The 18,948-nt window shown below is 50.4% G+C and carries 15 protein-coding genes; 6 read left to right on the plus strand and 9 right to left on the minus strand.

The features are described 5' to 3' along the window. Positions 1-152 precede the first annotated feature (152 nt). From HPY90_RS06035 to HPY90_RS06060, 6 genes are all read left to right on the plus strand, one after another. On the plus strand, positions 153-944 hold the full coding sequence (locus HPY90_RS06035) for an enoyl-CoA hydratase/isomerase family protein (protein ID WP_041433321.1): 792 nt from the start codon (positions 153-155) through the stop codon (positions 942-944). A 318-nt stretch (positions 945-1,262) separates the two neighbouring features. Then, positions 1,263-1,880 carry a stage II sporulation protein M gene (gene spoIIM / locus HPY90_RS06040; protein WP_273698645.1) on the plus strand — a complete coding sequence of 206 codons (618 nt, stop codon included), beginning with the start codon at positions 1,263-1,265 and terminating at the stop codon, positions 1,878-1,880. Positions 1,881-1,901: 21 nt separating this feature from the next. Continuing rightward, positions 1,902-2,165, plus strand: coding sequence for a hypothetical protein (locus tag HPY90_RS06045; RefSeq protein ID WP_287192376.1), 264 nt, complete (start codon positions 1,902-1,904; stop codon positions 2,163-2,165). A 70-nt stretch (positions 2,166-2,235) separates the two neighbouring features. Beyond that, the gene (gene xerD, locus HPY90_RS06050; protein ID WP_287192377.1) at positions 2,236-3,126 is read left to right on the plus strand and encodes a site-specific tyrosine recombinase XerD; all 891 of its coding nucleotides are present in this window, start codon (positions 2,236-2,238) and stop codon (positions 3,124-3,126) included. 486 nt (positions 3,127-3,612) lie between these two features. Next, positions 3,613-4,788, plus strand: a complete 1,176-nt coding sequence (locus tag HPY90_RS06055) for a phosphopentomutase (protein ID WP_287192380.1) — start codon at positions 3,613-3,615, stop codon at positions 4,786-4,788. Between the two features lie 6 nt (positions 4,789-4,794). After that, positions 4,795-6,123: a pyrimidine-nucleoside phosphorylase gene (locus HPY90_RS06060; protein ID WP_287192383.1), complete on the plus strand. Its 1,329-nt coding sequence runs from the start codon at positions 4,795-4,797 to the stop codon at positions 6,121-6,123. Positions 6,124-6,269: 146 nt separating this feature from the next. Here HPY90_RS06060 and HPY90_RS06065 read toward each other — a convergent pair whose 3' ends face one another. The 9 genes from HPY90_RS06065 to HPY90_RS06105 all read right to left on the minus strand — a co-directional run bounded on the left by HPY90_RS06065 (position 6,270) and on the right by HPY90_RS06105 (position 18,686). Continuing rightward, positions 6,270-6,923 carry a CBS domain-containing protein gene (locus HPY90_RS06065; RefSeq protein ID WP_013174682.1) on the minus strand — a complete coding sequence of 218 codons (654 nt, stop codon included), beginning with the start codon at positions 6,921-6,923 and terminating at the stop codon, positions 6,270-6,272. Positions 6,924-7,450: 527 nt separating this feature from the next. Beyond that, the gene (locus tag HPY90_RS06070; RefSeq protein ID WP_287192387.1) at positions 7,451-8,200 is read right to left on the minus strand and encodes an SIR2 family NAD-dependent protein deacylase; all 750 of its coding nucleotides are present in this window, start codon (positions 8,198-8,200) and stop codon (positions 7,451-7,453) included. A gap of 64 nt (positions 8,201-8,264) precedes the next feature. Beyond that, positions 8,265-11,000, minus strand: coding sequence for a sensor domain-containing diguanylate cyclase/phosphohydrolase (locus HPY90_RS06075; RefSeq protein ID WP_287192390.1), 2,736 nt, complete (start codon positions 10,998-11,000; stop codon positions 8,265-8,267). A gap of 328 nt (positions 11,001-11,328) precedes the next feature. Continuing rightward, entirely contained in the window at positions 11,329-12,531 is a 1,203-nt protein-coding gene (locus HPY90_RS06080) for a thiolase family protein (protein ID WP_013174685.1), read from the minus strand. Between the two features lie 203 nt (positions 12,532-12,734). Further along, entirely contained in the window at positions 12,735-14,078 is a 1,344-nt protein-coding gene (locus HPY90_RS06085) for an acetyl-CoA hydrolase/transferase family protein (protein WP_273698641.1), read from the minus strand. Positions 14,079-14,129: 51 nt separating this feature from the next. Continuing rightward, complete coding sequence (locus HPY90_RS06090) at positions 14,130-15,278, minus strand: acyl-CoA dehydrogenase family protein (RefSeq protein WP_273698640.1); 1,149 nt, start codon at positions 15,276-15,278, stop codon at positions 14,130-14,132. Positions 15,279-15,311: 33 nt separating this feature from the next. After that, positions 15,312-16,091 carry an enoyl-CoA hydratase/isomerase family protein gene (locus HPY90_RS06095; RefSeq protein WP_287192398.1) on the minus strand — a complete coding sequence of 260 codons (780 nt, stop codon included), beginning with the start codon at positions 16,089-16,091 and terminating at the stop codon, positions 15,312-15,314. A gap of 11 nt (positions 16,092-16,102) precedes the next feature. Next, positions 16,103-16,960 (minus strand): 3-hydroxyacyl-CoA dehydrogenase family protein, encoded by an 858-nt coding sequence (locus HPY90_RS06100; RefSeq protein ID WP_013174689.1) that lies wholly within the window; start codon positions 16,958-16,960, stop codon positions 16,103-16,105. A gap of 340 nt (positions 16,961-17,300) precedes the next feature. Next, positions 17,301-18,686: a sigma-54 interaction domain-containing protein gene (locus tag HPY90_RS06105; protein ID WP_287192401.1), complete on the minus strand. Its 1,386-nt coding sequence runs from the start codon at positions 18,684-18,686 to the stop codon at positions 17,301-17,303. Positions 18,687-18,948 lie beyond the last annotated feature (262 nt).

Consider the following 18,948-nt stretch of genomic DNA (forward strand, 5'->3'; position numbering starts at 1 on the left):
CCCGCCGCAGGCCCGAATTCTCCTTTGTTCGCTGTAGTTACAAATACCTAAGACGGATATGGCACGTTTCTTGTAATGGGGTGGTTAGAGAATCGTTCTACTTTCATAAATACCGGTTGTAAATCATTACGAAAGAGGGATGGGTGAGAACAGTGGAATTCACCAAGGTGAAGTATAAGAAATCGGGTTGTGTGGCCGAAATTACCCTGGACAATCCCAAAAGGCTTAATTCGGTGGACCTCGCCATGCTGCAGGAGCTCCGTAGTATGCTAAGTGCATGCGAGGAAGACAAAGAAGTGAAAGTGATAGTGCTTTCTGGCGAAGGCAACTCTTTTTGTGCGGGAGCAGATCTTCAAAGTATAATGGAAGCCGGCCCCGACGATATACCCTTCTTGATCAAGAACATGGCCCGGGTGGCAGGAGACGCTGCTATAAAGATACGACACATTGAAAAGCCGGTAATCGCATCCTTGAAAGGAGTTGCAGCAGGTGCGGGACTTAATTTAGCTTTGGTAAGTGACTTTCGAATTGCCGCTGACAATTGTAGATTTATCCAGGCCTTCGTTAATGTCGGGCTGATTCCAGATGCGGGTGGCACGTTCATTCTTAACCGTTTAATAGGAGTAGGGAAAGCGACGGAGCTCATCATGACTGGAAGAACGATTACTTCTGAGGAAGCTAGGGCGATGGGGCTATTGACTAAAGTTGTACCTCTTGACGACCTGGAACATGAAACCCTGAAATTGGCCGAGGATTTGGCCAAGGCCCCCGGGGAAGCAATCAGAAGGATGAAAACCCTGATGAACCGATATGTCTTTTCAGATTTCGAAACTTACGTGGAAAACGAAGTCGAGTACCAATTTGAATGTGCCAAAACACAAGACTTCCTAGAAGGAGTCAACGCGTTCCTAGAGAAGAGAAAGCCAAGATTTGTGTCCAAGTGATTTACCTTATGTATTTATTAGCGGTTTAATTTCCCGGATTTCCCATTGTTATATTGTCGGAGTAGACAGACGAGCATCATTTGCCGACCTCAGGATGTTAAACCCTGAGGTTTTTCTTTTGTATTGGTGGCCAATTTGAAAATACTTCACGGTGCCAAGATGCTGGGCGTGACAAATTCAAACAATGTGCTTTTATAAACCCTGACGTTGTGGGGCTCTTCTGCTGAATCAGGCCAAGGGATAAGCAATCGTCGTCAGGCATAATGCTGAAGATTTCACCATAGACTGTCCCAAGGAGTTGGATGAGGGGATTGGGCCATGATCAAAAACCTCGTAAAACAACATATAGTAAGGAATGCATGGCAGTATACGGTTCTATCGCTGGTCTTTCTGGTTGGAGTTATGTTGGGGGAGATCAATGCGGCTAACCTGGCAGGGGGTACAAGAAATCACCTCATCCAAATTATAGACGGTTTTCTAAAAGGGGGAGTGACTGCTTCTCGAGAAGGAGAAGGCTACAGGCTCTTTTTGACGGCATTTTTTAACCAGACCAGAGCAGTGGGGCTGATATGGTTTCTGGGGCTAACCGTCATCGGAGTGCCGTTTATCCTGGCTATCATTTTCTTCAAGGGTTTTTCCTTAGGGTTTACAGTGGGATTTCTCGTTAGGGAAAAGGCCTGGCTTGGCGGCCTGATATCGTTGGCCTCTGTCTTTCCCCAAAACCTGCTTTATGTTCCGCTTACTGTTGCCTGGGCTGTCATAGGTATCAATTTCTCTGTTTACTTGGTGCGGGGAAGGTTCAGTCGCGGTTTAGCTTTGGGACAGGGGTTAGTGACTTATACCGGAGCAATGCTTCTGTTCTTGCTCATTCTCTTGCTGGGCGCATTCATTGAGGCTTTTCTCTCCCCGTGGTTGCTAAGTCTGGTGGTGAAATAGCCGAAAGGGAGGTCGAAGCGATTGGTAATTGTTATCAAAGGTTGGAGAAGAAAGATGGTTAACCTGGCCAAGATATTGGTAGTTATTCTGGCATTTGCTGTTCTTGTTCCTCAAATCATGGCTTTTTTGGGTGACCACAGGCCTGTGTTCTTTGGTTGGACCAAAGACGAGACACCGACCGGAAACCCGATGCGAGTGGAAAACAACTCCAAAACGAAGTTTACCGAGGTGGTGGACCAGTTTGTGGTCAAGTTACAAGACTTTTATTATCAAGAAAAGGAATGAAAGGGCAGGAAACTGGTCACCTTCCGTGTAATTAGTCTAGTAATATAGCTGATGCCCGGAGAGGTGAACCATGGAGGAATACTTAGGGCTGTTCATAGGATACCTTAATTTTGAGCGGGGCTTGTCGGAAAATACTCTGCAAGCCTATCGACGCGATATCAACAAGTTCTTGGTTTACTGCGAAAAGGAGCGCGGTATTTCCGATATTGGTCAGGTTAAGCGGCACGACGTGGTAGATTTTCTCGGATGGCTGCTCAAGGGCGGTAGGGCTTACTCTAGCCTGGCCCGAACCTTATCGGCTCTGAAATCTTTTTTTCGTTTTATGCAGAAGGAGAGGTACATTTTGACCAACCCCACCGATAACATCGAGAGCCCGCAAGTGGTTCGCCGCCTGCCCAGGGTTCTTTCTGTCTCTGAGGTGGAAAAGCTTCTGGAGCAGCCTAATCCGGTGACCGTTCGCGGTATAAGAGACAGGGCCATGCTGGAGCTCATGTATGCCACAGGGCTCAGGGTGTCGGAACTGCTGGCCTTGCAATTAGAGGATATTAACCTGGTTGCCGGCTTCGTACGCTGTTTAGGTAAAGGTCGAAAGGAACGTATCGTTCCTGTAAACAAGACTTCGGTCTTTTGGGTGGAGAGGTACATATCCAGGTCCCGGAATCACCTGGTCAAGAGTTCTTTAGAAAGGACGCTCTTCGTCAACGCCAAGGGGAAAAAACTTAGCCGGCAAGGGTTCTGGAAGATACTGAACGGTTACGCGCGACAGGCGGGGATAGAAAAAGAGATTCATCCTCACACGCTCCGCCATTCTTTCGCTACCCATCTCTTGGAAAATGGAGCAGACCTGAGAGCTGTTCAGGAAATGTTAGGACATGCAGATATCAGTACAACCCAGATCTATACCCATTTGACCAAGAGCCGGTTGAGGGAAGTATACGAGAAGAGCCACCCGCGGGCATAAATGGAGGTTGGAGGCCCGAGGTAGGAGGTTGGAATGGAAGTTGGAACTTAGAAGTTAGAGGCTGGAGGCTAAGTGGAGGTTGGAGGCCGGAATAGAAGTTAGAGGCCGGAAGCAGGAAGTTAGAATTGAAGTTGAGAGGTCATATGGGAGTTAGAAGTGGGTGGTTGGAGGTTGGAATTGAGGTGGGAGGTTGGAATGGAAGTTGGAGGCCGGAAGTAGGAGGTTGGAATGGAAGTTGGAAGTTGGGGGTTAGAGGCCCAAATGGAGGCCAGAGACTGAAGGTAAAAGGGAAGTAGGAGCCAGAGGTAGGAGGTTAGAATGGAGGTTAGATGTTAGAAGTTAGAGGTAGGAGATCGGGGCTCGGAAATGGGATGTTGGCAAAAAGAAGTCTGTGATATAGTTGGTGTTACAAGACGGTGTGATTATTTTTACCAATAAGGTTTAGCCGGTTACTTAGGAGTGTTCGTTAGGAAAGGAGAAGTGTTCATGGCCCGCAGGATATTTCTTGTTGTCTTGGACAGTGCTGGTATAGGTGCTTTGCCTGACGCGGCGGAATACGGGGATGAAGGAAGCAACACCCTGGGGAATATCGCTGCTGTCAGGGGTTGTTTAAAGGTACCGAATCTGGCAAGGCTCGGATTGAGCCGGTTGGTAGACCTGCCGGGATACGACCGCAGCACTACGCCGGAAGGGGCTTATGGAAGGATGGCCGAGAAATCCTGCGGGAAAGACACTACCACGGGTCATTGGGAACTCATGGGAATAATACTCACGAGGCCTTTTCCTACGTATCCTCATGGCTTTCCGCCTGAAGTAATAGAAGCTTTCGAGCAACGCATAGGGCGGCAGGTACTTGGCAACAAACCGGCTTCAGGCACGGTGGTAATTGAAGAACTGGGCCAAGAACACATGGCGACCGGTTTTCCCATCGTGTACACTTCTGCCGACAGCGTGTTTCAGATAGCAGCCCACGAAGAGGTAATCCCGGTTGAACAACTGTACGAGATGTGCCGTATCGCGAGGGAGATTTTGGTAGGAGAGCATGCAGTGGGGAGGGTTATTGCTCGACCTTTTGTGGGACAACCAGGGCATTTCGTCCGCACCGAACGAAGGCATGACTTTTCTCTGAAACCGCCGGGACCGACGGCGCTGGATTACCTGGCGGGTACCGGGCTGGATGTCATCGCCGTGGGCAAGATCAACGATATTTTCGTCGGGCAAGGTATAACTGCAAGCCGCCCTACAGCCGACAACCGCGAGGGGATGGCAGTCATTCTGGAGTTGGTGAAAGAGGATTTCAAAGGGCTGGCTTTTGCTAACCTGGTTGATTTTGACATGAAGTATGGACACCGGAACGACGTCGAAGGTTATGCCCGTGCTTTAGAGGAGTTCGATGAGTTTTTGCCTCGGTTGATGGATAGCATGAAAACCGAAGACATCCTGGTCATCACGGCCGACCATGGCTGTGACCCCACCACTGCCAGCACCGACCATTCGCGGGAGTACGTTCCGGTTCTTGTTTACGGGGGCGGGATACGTGCTGGTGTGGATATAGGGACCAGGGAAACTTTCGCGGACTTAGGTGTAACCGTTGCTGAGCTTTTAGGGGTAAAGGCAGAAGGGTTACCAGGACTGAGTTTTGCGCCTTTGATAAGGAGGTGAGCGGCTGTGAACGCATACGACATCATCAAGAAAAAGCGGGATGGAGGCGAGCTTTCGAAAGAAGAGATAGAGTTCCTGGTCAAGGGTATAGCCAACGGCAATGTCCCTGATTACCAGATAGCGGCCTGGGCTATGGCGGTGTACTTCCAAGGGATGAACGAGCGCGAAACCACTGACCTTACGCTGGCCATGGCTCACTCCGGAGATACAGTTGACCTGAGTAAAGTGCAAGGGATACCTGTAGATAAACACAGCACCGGCGGGGTAGGGGACAAAACTACTTTGGTGGCAGTGCCTTTGACCGCAGCTGCCGGAGTCCCGGTGCCCAAGATGTCCGGCCGGGGCTTGGGGCACACCGGGGGAACCATCGATAAGCTGGAATCCATACCTGGATTCAAAGTTGAAATAGACGTGGCTGAATTCGTTCAGCAGGTAAACAGGGTAAAGGCTGCGGTAATTTCTCAGTCTGGCAATCTGGTGCCTGCAGATAAAAAGCTTTACGCCATAAGGGATGTAACCGCCACCGTTGACAGCATACCGCTCATAGCTTCCAGCGTTATGAGCAAGAAGCTGGCAGCAGGAGCTCGCGGTATAGTGCTGGATGTAAAGGTGGGGAAAGGGGCATTCATGAAAGACTTGGACCAGGCGTTTCAGCTGGCCCGGCTCATGGTGGATATAGGATTTAAGGCCGGTCGTGAAGTCGTGGCGGTTCTGAGCGACATGGACCAGCCTCTCGGGTGCGCGGTAGGGAATGCCCTGGAGATAGAGGAAGTAGTTAAGACCTTGAAAGGAGAGGGAGCCCCGGATCTTACCGAACTTTCAGTTACCTTGGCCTCTTACATGCTACTGGTAGGGGGAAGGGTTCCGGACTTCGCATCGGCTCGGGAACTGGTGCAGAAAAACCTGACCAGCGGGGCCGGGTTTGAGAAATTCCGGGAAATGGTTATCGCTCAGGGAGGAGACGCGAGGTGCTTGGATCGGCCTCAAGATTATTTTCGGGCTAGCCTGCAGGTAAGTGTGCCGTCGCCTTCAGACGGATATGTAACTGACATAGATGCTGAGCAGGTGGGCTTGGCAACTATGAGGCTAGGAGCCGGGAGAGAACGGGCCGGAGAACGTATAGACCATTCAGTGGGCGTTGTTCTGCGACGTAAGAAAGGAGACAGTGTGCGCTCCGGGCAGGCTCTGGCTATAATTCACGCTAACGACCCTTACCGGCTGGAAACCGCGCGGGCAATGCTGGCCCAGGCTTACCGGCTGGACCAGCAGCCGCCGCCAAAACGCCCGTTGATTTTGGGCGTAGTAACCCAAGACGAGGTCATAAGATACGTATGAAAGGTCAGAGACAGATTTACGCAATAAGTTTTGGGTGAACATGTTTTAGCCAGCAGAAACGTGCCATAAAGAACACTTGTGATTTATAAAAAGTCTGGAAATGGAAGCTTTAAAAGGGTCTGCGTTAATCAGCGTCAAAAATAATGCTACTCCTTGCCGTTTACGTTTTCTACTTCGAACCCGGACTCTTTGAGCCTGGAAACAACTGCAGACGGGTCAGAGCAGGTTATACGCAAGACCAGGTGTACTTTATCATCACCCGGCAAGTCGATCCGTACAATGTTTGCGATGTTGCCACCTAGATCGCTGATGATGTTGGCGATGCGGGCCAGCTCTCCGGGGCGGTCGACCAGTTTCATATCGATACGGGTGGTGTCCTTGTTTCCGAACCCCATGATACGGGTAAAAGCATCGAAAATGTCGGTCTCAGTAATAATGCCCACTATCTTGTCATTTTCCAGTACGGGCAAGGCACCGATCACGTGTTCCCTCATCAAAGCCGCGGCGGTCTCCAGGTAATCGTCCGGGCCAACCGTTATGACTTCTCGATTCTCGGGCATGATATCCCGCAGCAAAGTTTTTTCCAACAGGTAACTGGTCCCGAAGAAGTTGAGAGTGGTAGGCTTGTTAATGGGGACATTCTCTAAGTCGCTCAGGGTCACTATTCCTACCAGTTTACCGTTTTCCACGATTGGAAGCCGGCGAATGTTGTTCCGGTTCATTAGAACGAAGGCGTCGATGACAGAAGCATCGGGACTTATGGTCTTAACATCGGTGCTCATGTAGTACTTGACTTTCACCGGGCAACTCCCTCCTTTAATCTTGTACATTTTATCCTTCGCCGTGAGTTGGCTATTTACCTTCTACCGGCTTCAACAATACTCAGCAGGGTGACATGCCTCGAAAAACATTTTGCCGACGGAGTGTTAGCCAGCTCGCTCCAAGACTCCTCGCCTGCAACACATCGGCTCACCTCGGTGCGAAGCGGACCGCTCGGGATTCGTCCGGCACTCAGGGAATGCAATGCTCGAGAAAATCGCTGCTTGCATAAAGGACTCCCGAGCTAGACTCATCCTGAGTGCCAGAACTCAGTCCCTCGCTGCTCGAAACCTCCTGTTTCTCGCTCCGCTCCGCAGCCCTCAGTTTCGCCGTGTGTTGCAACGGCTCGTCATACGTCGCTTCGCCCGGCTAACACTCCTCCACAGTCGTATTTTCATTCTCTAGTGGTGACTCTTTCAAGAGTCATAAGGGTCTGCGTGAATCAGCGTCCAATAAACATCAGTGCAAATCTTGGCTCATCTGCGTACATCTGTGGCTCTGGCTTTGGTCACAGCCTGCGGTTGATTTCTTCTAAAACCGCCCCGGTGTTGTCGGTATCGACCTTTACCAAGGCCGCGTGGTCTAGTTCGGTACGGCCTTTGTTGATTATGACCAAGTCTTGATAGAAGGTGGAAAACTCCTTAACAAAACCGGCCAACGGATACACAGTTAACGAGGAACCTATGACGACAAGTAATTTGGCTCTCAAAATGAGGTCGCGGGCGTCGAAATAGTGATGGATGTGCTCGCCGAACAGCACTACATCCGGCTTCAGTATGCCCCCGCATTTTTCGCAAAGCGGAACTAGTTCAGGGTAAGCCTCGATATAACTCGCCGGATGAACATGGCCGCAGCCGCGGCGAGTACAAATGAAACGGTCACCGTTACCGTGGATGGGTATCACGTTCCGGCTGCCGGCCCTTTGATGCAGGTTATCGATGTTCTGGGTGACGATACCTTTAACGAAGCCGCGTTTTTCCAGTTCGGCCAGCATAAAATGGGCTTTACTGGGCTCTACGGGCGGGAACATAAAGTGTTTACGGTAGAACTCGTAAAAGGCTTCGGGATTGCGCTTGAAAGCATCGATGTTTATGATGTTCATTACCCGCTGTTCGCCTAGAGTCCGGTATATGCCTTTTTCCCCGCGAAAATCCGGTATACCTGCCTCGGTGCTGATGCCGGCACCGGTCACGACTACCGTATTTTTAGATTTAGACATGAGGTCTACGATGCGGCCTATCGCTTGCTCGCGATCCACTCACTTCACCTCCATCTATAATTATAGTTTTACGGCATGCGAGCACAGATCCGCTATGTCTCTATTATGAAAACGAGGATTCAATAGCCGGCAGAACTGCGGATATGAACAGATTAACCAGTTCAGGATCAAATTGGGTTCCGGCATAGGCCCTGAGTTCTGCCACAGCCTCGGCGGAGGAGCGGGCTTTCCGATAGGGACGATCGTTGGTTATGGCATCATAAGCATCGGCAATAGCAAATATCCGCGACTCCAGCGGTATGGCGGTTTCTTTCAAGCCCAGCGGATACCCCGAGCCGTCCCAGCGTTCATGGTGGTGGAGTATCCACTCGGCTATAGGAACCAACTCCGGAGCGGACAAGGCGATACGATGGCCGACGGTGCAGTGTTTTGCTACTTCTCTCTTTTCTTCAGGAGTTAGGGGGCCCGGTTTCATCAGGATGTGTTGAGGAACCCTGATTTTGCCGATGTCGTGGAAATACGCCATGAGACGGAAGTCATCCAGGCGGCTAGAAGGCATGCCCACCGCTCTGGCCAAAAGAAGAAGAGTCTTTTGCAGTCGGTCTCCGTGTCCTTGGGCCAAAAAGTCACGTTCGGCTAAAGCGTGCATTAAAGTTTGTTTCAGGTACAGGTGGCTACCCTTATACTGGCGCAGTTTAGCTTGATACATGTTATTGTCCGCTCGTTCCAGAGCATCTTGGACTGCAGGACCCGGCTCTTGGCACAGCCCAACCCCTGCTGATATACTTAGGGGCAAGTCCGGATTAGTCGAGTTGTACAAATCAACGGCTTGATAGAGTTCGGCATATCTGGTTTCCATGTCTTGGTGGTCGTGCAGGGGAAAGATAGCCACGAACTCGTCTCCTCCGGTGCGGAATATCTTGGCTTTATTTTCAAAACAACTTTTCAAGAGCTGGGCAAAGACTTCGAGCAGGCGGTCGCCCGCCAGATGGCCCAAGACGTCATTGACCAGCTTGAGGCCATCAACGTCGCAAACCATGATCCCCATGGGAAAGGTCTCCGATAGGGTCTGTATCCTCTCTAGTTCTTGTTGAAAAGCGTGGCGGTTGTGCACCTTAGTTAGGTTATCGTACAGGCTTATCTCCTGCAGGTACTTTGTATACTTGTGGTGTTCGGTCACGTCCCTTATGACGGCTACAGCCTGATCCCCGAAAAGCGGGACTACGTGGGCCTGAAAATAACGCTCGTCCGAATTAGAACAGCTGAACTGGGTAACAACAGCCTTCCGGGTTTGGATGACTTCGGAGAGGGTTTGTTCCAAGGCCCGATTTATGCTGGGGACAAAAACCTCCGGCAGGTTCTTTCCAACCGCTCGCGCGTAGTCTAGATCCAGAGCAGCGTTGTAACCGGCCCTGATGTCGAGTACGGTGCCATCGGCTTTTAGCCTGACGTAGAGATCGGGTAAGGCCTGCATCACGGCTTCAAGTTCGGACAAGGTGTTTTTCAGGTGTTCTTCCATCTGAACCCTATAGGTTATATCCCGGAGGGACTGGACTGCCCCCTTGATTTTGCCCTTTCGGTCATAGATGGGCTTGGCTTTAGCCCAGAGCGTTTTTCCATCTAGCATCGGGACCTTGGTTTCAACAGTCAAGGTTTGGTCTTCGATATGTAGTAGCTTGTCGTACAGTTCTACCGTTTCACTATCATAAGACAAGGCGAGATCGGCCAGCAATGGCCGGCGGCAGCCGTAAAAAGGCAAGGCGTATTCGTAGTCACCTTTACCGATGATTTCACCAGCCTTGACCCCACTAAGTTGTTCCATAGCCTGGTTCCAGACTGTAACCTTCCCTTCGGCGTCGATGGCAAAGAAGGGATCGGGGAAAAAGTTTACGATATCCTGTAGCAACCGGGCGGATTCGTGTATAATTCGGTCCGACCGGCAACGCTGGATAGCGTGGGCAATGCATTGAGCAGCCATAGATAACAACCGGATGCTGTCCTCGTGCCACTCTCTTTTTTCTCTGACCGCGTCGAAGCCCAGAAAGCCCAGCAAATTACCCCCGTGACCCGGTACAGACACGACTATGAGGGATTGTATGTCCTGCATCTCTAGGATTTGTCTCTCGGCCTCGGCTTCGGGGGGGAGTTCGGACACACTCGGGATGTACAGGTAAGGTTCGGTGTAAAGTTGTTTCATCCACCAGGAAAAGACTTCGGCTGGCAGCTTTTGCAGGTTGTGTTTCTGTGGTGAAATTCCGGGAGCACACCACTCGTGGGTATTGCTGGTGGTCCTCATGTCAGCAGAAAAAAGAAACAGGTAGCTGCGGTCTGCACCCACGAATTCACCTAATTTGGCCAGAGCTAGTTCTATGCAGGAGTCGAGGTTGGCTTCATTGGATAAAAACAGAACCTGACTGATATGAGCTAGAAGCTTTTCAAACTGCAACTGGTGGTCCAAAAGCTGTTCGGCCTTCTTGCGAGCCGAGATATCCCGCAGAACCCCGCGAAATCCTGCTATTCTACCGTCGCCATTGATAACCGGGCTGACTGAGGTTTCTACCCAAAGCGTGGAACCGTCTGGGCGCAAGAGCTCCCATTCGAAGCCTCTTACCGGCTCACGGGTGAGAAAGACGCCGCTAAAAACCTTGTAAACCAATTGAGCAGTCTCAGCTTTCATATATTCGGTGTAATTCTTACCCAAGAGTTCTGGGACGGGATAGCCGATTATCCGGGCCAATGCCCGGTTACAGACCAGCATGTTCCCTGCGAGGTCCACCTCAAAAAAGCCGTCTTCAATGGTGTCAAGTATGGTTTGGATTGTGTCATCTCTCGGCTGCAAAAGCAGTTCACCTCCACCGTGAGCACAGTAGTGAAAATCTACTTATTACGCGGTCCTCGGCAGCCGGAGCACAACAGTTCCGTTAACTCAAAGACAGTAGTAACCACGAGGTGAAGGCCGCCCTGACGAACTGGCAATAAAATCAAACTGCTACCTACGTGTTCTACAATCAGAGGAAGAAAACCTGCCTGCATCTTCCACAAATATTCGTCAATGTTCGACATTCCGGAATGAGGAATCGAGATAAAAAAAGGGGCAACGACTGATTTGTAGAAACGCCGTTGCCCGTAAGGAGGGTGTATTTATTTGAATGCAGCGCACCCTTAGGTTATATGTCCCGGGTCCAGAGGGCAGCCATTGCCGGTCCACCACCCACGCAGAGTGAAGCTCCGCCGATGGTCAAACCGAGCCTTTCCATTTCGTAGTACATGGATACTTGAATACGAAGGCCGGTACAGCCCACGGGATGGCCGAGACCGATGCCGGAGCCGTTATGGTTGACCTTGTCGAGGTCGAGCTCGATTCCGAAGTCCTCCTTAAGCATCCGGCCGACTCCCAGCCATTGAGCGGCAAAAGCTTCGTTGATTTCCCAGTATTCCACATCCTCGAACTTCAACCCCGCTTTATTCAGAACCTTAGGAATAGCTACTGCCGGTCCTAAGCCCATAAACTTGGGGTCAACTCCTTCACTGCATACATATAGAAGCTTCATTAAGGGTTTGATGCCGAGTTCTTCGGCCTTCTTCTTGGTCATGAGGACCGCCGCCGCAGAACCGTCGTTGATACCGGAGGCATTACCGGCTGTGACTACGCCGCCTTTCTTGAAGACCGGAGGTAGCTGGGCTAATTTTTCCAGACTTGTATCCATAGGATGTTCGTCTTTGTCAACTACTTTGACTCCTTTCTTGGTCTTGATCTCCACCGGCACAATCTCCCGGGCGAAGATACCCTCGGCGTTGGCCTTAAGGGCACGGGTATGGCTCAACAGCGCTAGCTCATCGCATTCTTCCCTAGTTATTCCGTACTTTTCGGCAACATTTTCGGCCGTGATCGCCATGTGTCCGGGTACCATTTTGTCAAACAGGCCATCGCAGATCATAGCGTCCTCGGCCTTGTCACCGTCAAACAAGCGATAGCCGAATCTGGCTTTACGCAGAATGTACGGCACGTTGGTCATGCTTTCCGTTCCCACAACCAGGCTTATCTCGCTCTTGCCCAGCATGAGCTCGTTGGCTGCGATTTCAAGGGCGCGCATGGCGGAGGCGCAATTCTGATTGACCATGCAGGCCCAGCTGCTATGTCTCATGCCAATCGCCATAGCTACCTGGCGCGCTGGCCCGGAATCGTTACCGTGGTGGAGGCACATGCCTAAAACAAGGCTATCAACCATTTCCGGCTGGATTCCGGCTCTTTTCAGTGCTTCGGTCGCGGTTATTGCTGACAGGTCATTGGCTTTCAAATCTTTCAGGCTTCCCATAAAATCTCCTATGGCCGTGCGGCATGCACTGACCATTACGACTTCGTTAATCATTCAAACCTACCTCCTCACAAGATAAGAATTTAGTACTAAGGATCAACCGGAACGTGCTCGTTTCCGGCCAGATGTTTAAAAAAAGGGATAGGGTCGGACAGCGGCGCGGCTCACTGCCCGACGACTATAATACGGGGAGGTAACTGAGCAGAGAAGTAAAAACTTCTCTGGAAACCGGCTCGTAAATAAGTGCGAAACATCAGCTAAATCTTATTACTCCTCACCCATATCCTGAGACCCTCTGCTTCTTTGATGAGCTCATCGCGAAAGTCCGGGTGAGCTATTTCAATCAGGGCTTCGGCCCGTTCCCAGGTGGATTTACCTTTCATGTTGGCAATACCGTATTCGGTTACCACGTAGAAGTTTATGGTCCTGGGTACGGTAACGATGGTACCCGGTTCTAAAGTTGGCACGATGCGCGATTTGATGTTACCCTGATCATCTTTGTAGGTCGAGCTGAGGCAAATGAAGCCTTTACCGCCTTTGGATTTGTACGAACCGAAGATGAAGTCGAGCTGGCCGCCGGTTCCGGAAATGTGTCGAGGACCAGACGATTCAGATGCTACTTGTCCGTACAGATCCACTTGTACGGCGTTGTTGATGCAGACCATGTTATCATTTTGACCGATGACGAAGGGGTTATTCGTGTAGTTTACCGGATAACTAGCACAAACCGGGTTGTTGTTCATGAACTCGTAGAGCTTGTTGGTTCCCATAGCAAACGTATAGACCATTTTACCTTTGTCGATCTGTTTGCGCCGCCCGGTAATACGCCCGGCTTCGTACATGTCGACAAAGGAGTCCACCAGCATCTCGGTATGGACGCCCAGGTCTTTAAGGTCGGACTGGGCAATCATGGCTCCGATCGCGTTGGGCATGCCGCCGATTCCGAGCTGGAGGCAAGATCCGTCATGTATTTCTTGCATTATGATTTCAGCCACTTTCTTGTCTACTTCACTTACCGGAGCAGGGGGTACCTCAATCATTGGATAATTGGGGCCTTCTACAATATAGTCGATTTCGGAGATATGCAAGCACTCGCGGTTTCCACCCAGGCACTTGGGGACAGAAGTATTGACTTCGGCAATAACGACCTTGGCGGCGTCGACTGCGGCGTGAGTGATAGAGTTAGAAGTACCCAAGTTGAAGAAACCGTGTTCGTCCATGGGTGTGACCATGATGAGGGATACATCTGGCTTGATGTACCCTCGTTCATAGAAAGTGGGTACCTCGTGATAGGTCAGAGGCAAATAATTGCACAGACCCTGGTCATGCAGCTTGCGGCTGGCCCCGCTGAAATGTAAATCGTCATAAATTACATGTTTTCTTTCGGGATCTGCCAGGACTGCCTTGGGCGGGAAAGGACAGGTCACCGTCCTTATGATAATGTTCTCTAGCTCGGGGACCCGCTTTGCCAGGGATTCGTCCAGGTAACGGGAGTTCATGACGAACTCGCCGTAGTGTACGAGATCACCAGACTTGATTACCGACATGGCCTCCTCGACGGTTACCAGTTTCTTTTTGTATTCTTCTTTGTAACTTAACATGGCTCATCAACCCCTCCTTACATCGGAAATCACAATCTCCTCTGGGATGTACTATTTGGAAAACCGTCTGATGATGTCGTTGGCGATGACTATGCGCTGTACTTGAGCAGTTCCTTCAAAGATCTGCATTATCTTGGCATCGCGGAAATACTTTTCTACCGGATATTCTTTGGTGTATCCGTAACCACCGTATATCTGCACAGCATCGGTAGCTACTTTCATTGCAACGTCGCCGCAGAAGCACTTGGCTAGCGAAGCGGCGTCAGTATAGGGCAATCCTTGATCCTGTTTACAGGAAGCTGACAGGTACAAGAGACGTCCAGCTTCAATAAACTGGGCCATATCCGCCAACATAAACTGGATGGCTTGGAAACTGATAATGGGCTTGCCGAACTGCTGCCTTTCCATGGCATACTTAACCGACGCTTCATAGGCGGCCTGTGCAACTCCCAAGGCCATAGCCGCTACGCAGGCCCTGGATATATCGAGGGTCTTCATCGCGATTTTAAAACCATCGCCTTCCTTGCCCAGCATGTTCCTGGCCGGTACTTTCACATCCTCAAATATCACCTGTGTCGTATTGGAACTGCGAATGCCGAGCTTGTCTTCTTTCTTGCCCACCGAGATTCCAGGGGTATCGCGGTCAACCATAAAAGCACATATACCTTTGTGCCCGAGCTTCTTGTCCAGGGTTGCGAAGACCGTATACTGCCCGGCTACCCCACCATTACTGATGAACTGCTTGGTACCGTTCAGGATGTACTCGTCTCCAACCTTCTGGCAGCGAGTGGATAGTCCGGCTACGTCAGAACCGGCACCCGGCTCGGTCAGGCAGAATGCTCCGATGACCCCTTCGAGCTCACGCCCGTACCACCATTTCTTTTGTTCATCGGTAGCAGCGATCAATACCGGGTCAGCGGCCAAAAGGGTGCTGGCGGCCATAGTAGTGCAAATACCTGCGTCTCCACGTGCTATTTCCTCCACCACCAGGTTCTGTGCAACGTGGTCGAGGCCAGGTCCGCCATACTCGGCAGGCACACCGATGTTCATCAAGCCTACTTCTTGCATCTTCTTAACACAGTCCCAGGGAAACTCGTCTTTGGCATCCCATTCTTGAGCATAGGGGACGATTTCGTTGTCCGCGAAATCACGAGCCATTCTCCGCATCATTTCTTGTTCTTCGGTAAATCTAAAATCCATCTCCATTCCCTCCTAAACTGGCTCATTCTCGGGTTACTTGCCTTGAAATACCGGTTTTCTCTTTTCCAGGAAAGCTTTCATACCTTCCTTTTGGTCAGCGGTGCTGAACAGGAACGACCAGGTCTTTTGCTCAAAAAGCAGGCCGGATGGAAGGTCTACACTACCTCCATAGTTGATACAAATCTTGGCCATTCTCATGGCGATGGGAGCCTTGCCGGCCAGTTTTTTGGCTAGTTTTTTGGCCTCGTCCATAAGGCTCTCGAGGGGGACCACTTTAGTTACCAACCCTATACTTAAGGCGGTCTGGGCATCAATCGGATCTCCAGTGAATATCAGTTGCTTCGCCCATCCTTCGCCTACAAGCCTGGCTAGACGCTGGGTCCCACCTGCACCCGGCATGATGCCAAGGTTAATTTCCGGCTGCCCTATTGTCGTGCCTTCAGCCGCAATTCTGATGTCACACCCCATAGCCAGTTCGCAGCCGCCGCCCAGGGCAAGGCCAGCGATAGCTGCTATTACCGGTTTGGGCAGATTAGCTATCTTGTCGATGGTTTGATGGCAGAGGGCTATAAAAGCTTCTGCTTTTAGGGAATCCGCGTCCAGCATGTAGGCTATATCTCCCCCGGCTGCGAAAGCCTTACTCCCGCCCGTAATAATCACCGCTTTTACTTCGTCGTCAGCGGCAATCTGGTCGATCAGCTGGCCCAATTCTCTCATCAATACGTCGTTCAAAGCATTGAAGAACTTGGGCCGATTCAAGGTTATAATGCCTATATTGCCATCTTTCTCATAGAGTAGGGTTTCAAACTCCACGGTTTCACCCCCTACTTCTTGGTGTAATCATAGAACCCCTTGCCGGTCTTCATGCCCAGGTGTCCTGCTCTGACTTTTTGACGGAAGGCCAAAGACGGGCGATACTTGGAATCACCGAACTCTCTCCAGTAATACTCGCAAATAGCTAGTACTACATCTATGCCTACCAGGTCGCACAAAGCCAGCGGGCCCATCGGCATATTCGCACCGAGTTTCATGGCCTTATCGATTTCTTCAGCGGAAGCTATGCCTTCTTGATAGACTATGGCTGCTTCATTGATGTACGGAACCAGGATGCGGTTGACTATGAATCCAGGGGATTCTTTAGCTCTTACCGGCTCTTTACCAATCTTGCGAGATAGATCCATGACCGCTTCCACGACATCATCCGTGGTTTCGGCTCCGGGGATAACCTCTATTAACTTCATAACCGGTACCGGGTTGAAGAAGTGCATCCCTACCACCTTGTTTGGGCGGTTGGTGGCTGCCGCAATCTCGGTTATACTCAGGGCTGAGGTGTTGCTCGCCAGTATAGCGTCCGGACCGCATATTTCTCCGAGTTGCTTAAATACCTTTTTCTTGATATCGATGTTTTCGACAATTGCTTCTATTACTATGTCGCAATCCTTGAAAGCGGCGTTATCGGTACTGGTTGTGACCAAGGCGTTAAGCTTTTCGGCTTGATCGGCTGCCATCTTGCCCTTTTCCACAGCCTTGCTCCAGTTCTTGTTCATGCCCTTTACTGCCTTGTCCACAAACTCGGGGGCTATGTCCACGAGTACCACTTTAAACCCGGCTTCTGCACAGACCTGAGCAATACCTGCTCCCATGGTGCCTGCTCCCAATACTCCTATAGCTTTGAATTCCATCCCAATACCTCCCTTAGGCTGTTCAGGTTTTTGTAAAACGAAGCGGCAACTTTATCGATTTCGCCCCTTTCCCCTCCTTCCCTATATGGGTTGTAACCGTTCCTGTCAAAACCGTGGAGCAATAACCGTGCCAACATACCCAGTGCAGCAGCGAGAGGAGAAAAAAACAGCATAAGCTCGGGGGTTCCGAGCTTATGCTGTTCTATTTGTCAAGCTTGCCTTAAGTCCGAAAATCTTATCTCAATTTGAGAGACTCTCTCAAAATGGGAGAGGTGTCGAGGCCTACGATTCGGTGAGATTAACGGAAATGATGGATCCGATCATCCTTTTTTGCTAGTGTTTATCCGAGATTGTACTTTTTCAATTTGCGATACAGTACTGAACCATGCAGGCCCAAAAGCTTTGCGGTCTGGGCCTTATTATAATTAGTTTGTTTAAGCACCTGTCTTATCATCTCTTTTTCCAGCTGTTCAACCGCATCGGCCAAAGTTTCGCCCTTCTTATCGATAAGGATATTCTCTATGTTCTGCTTCTGCAAAGACGGGAAGTGCTTTGCAGTCAACTGCTTTTCATTATTAAGGTCGGCCAAGTTAATAGCGCGTTCCAAGAGGTTTTCTAGTTCGCGGACGTTACCCGGCCAGTGGTACTTTCTAAGCAATTGGATTGCTTCTGAAGATACGTTCGTCACATTGGTGTTAAGACGCTGGTTGAGACGAGGCAGAATAGCCTGAACTAAGAGCGGGATATCTTCGAGACGTTCGCGCAGTGGAGGGATATCGAGCACTACGACGTTCAACCGGTAATACAGGTCAGCACGAAACTTGCCCTGCTCAACTAAGTTTTCTAAATTGCAGTTGGTGGCAGCGATTATGCGGACGTCCACGCGAACAGGCTTAGTGCCTCCCACCCTTTCAAACTCGCGCTCCTGCAAGACGGTGAGGAGTTTAGCCTGCATAGGCAGAGGCATGTCCCCGATCTCATCGAGAAAAATAGTTCCTTTATTGGCCAGCTCGAACTTACCTGGTTTTCCACCTTTGCGGGCTCCGGTGAATGCTCCTTCTTCATAACCAAAAAGTTCGGATTCCAGCAACTGCTCCGGTAAGGCCGCGCAGTTTACCCGCACGAAAGGATAGTGAGCTCTAGGGCTGGAACGATGAATGGAGTGGGCAAACAGTTCTTTACCGGTCCCACTTTCCCCGGTAATGAGAACCGTAGAGCCGGTTTGGGCGACCTGTTCGGCCATAGATTTGAGCCGCGCCATTTTGCTGCTCTTGCCTACAATCACATCAAAGCAGTACTTGGGGCTGAATACACTTTTTATAGCATCCCGATAAAAAGCCAGTTCTTCTTCCAGGTCAGCTACTTTTTTGGCCAAGGCCTTGGCATCCCCAAGGTCCAAAAACAGGCTCTTGCCTACAGCTCCTATGAGGTCGCCTTCCTTGTTATATATGGGGAACCTGGTAACGATGAGGTCGTGACCGTTACAGGGCCAGTAATCGGCGATGTGAACTTCGCCGGTTTCCAGTATCTTTGGGAGTTGAGAGTTAGACGTAACGTCCATGATGTACTTGCCGATAACTTCATCACGGGTTTTTCCAACGATATGGATATAAGTGTCATTGGCGACTGTAACATACCCGTTCTTGTCGACGATAACGATCCCCATATAAGGGTTTTGCACCAATGCAGCCACGATCTGGACAAAATCTGATGGCCACCCTTCCACGAGCCTCCACCCCTTTCGCCCACCAAGGTGCGCAACATTTTTAAATTCCCCCCTCGCCTCGGTTGCTGTGACTCCTGATTCTTTGTCTCTTTATTCTCTCTATCCTAACAAAATGAGCCGCGTTGTTTCCCGTTATCTTTGCGACCCAATTAATTAACCCGTTAACTATATGCTAGCACACGCGGTTGCGTATATACAACTATTGTGAAATTAGTAATTTGCTGCACACTTGACAAGGTTTACATGGCGAAGAACTGGACCT

This window comes from Syntrophothermus sp. (genome assembly GCF_013314835.1).
GTDB lineage: Bacteria > Bacillota > Syntrophomonadia > Syntrophomonadales > Syntrophothermaceae > Syntrophothermus > Syntrophothermus lipocalidus.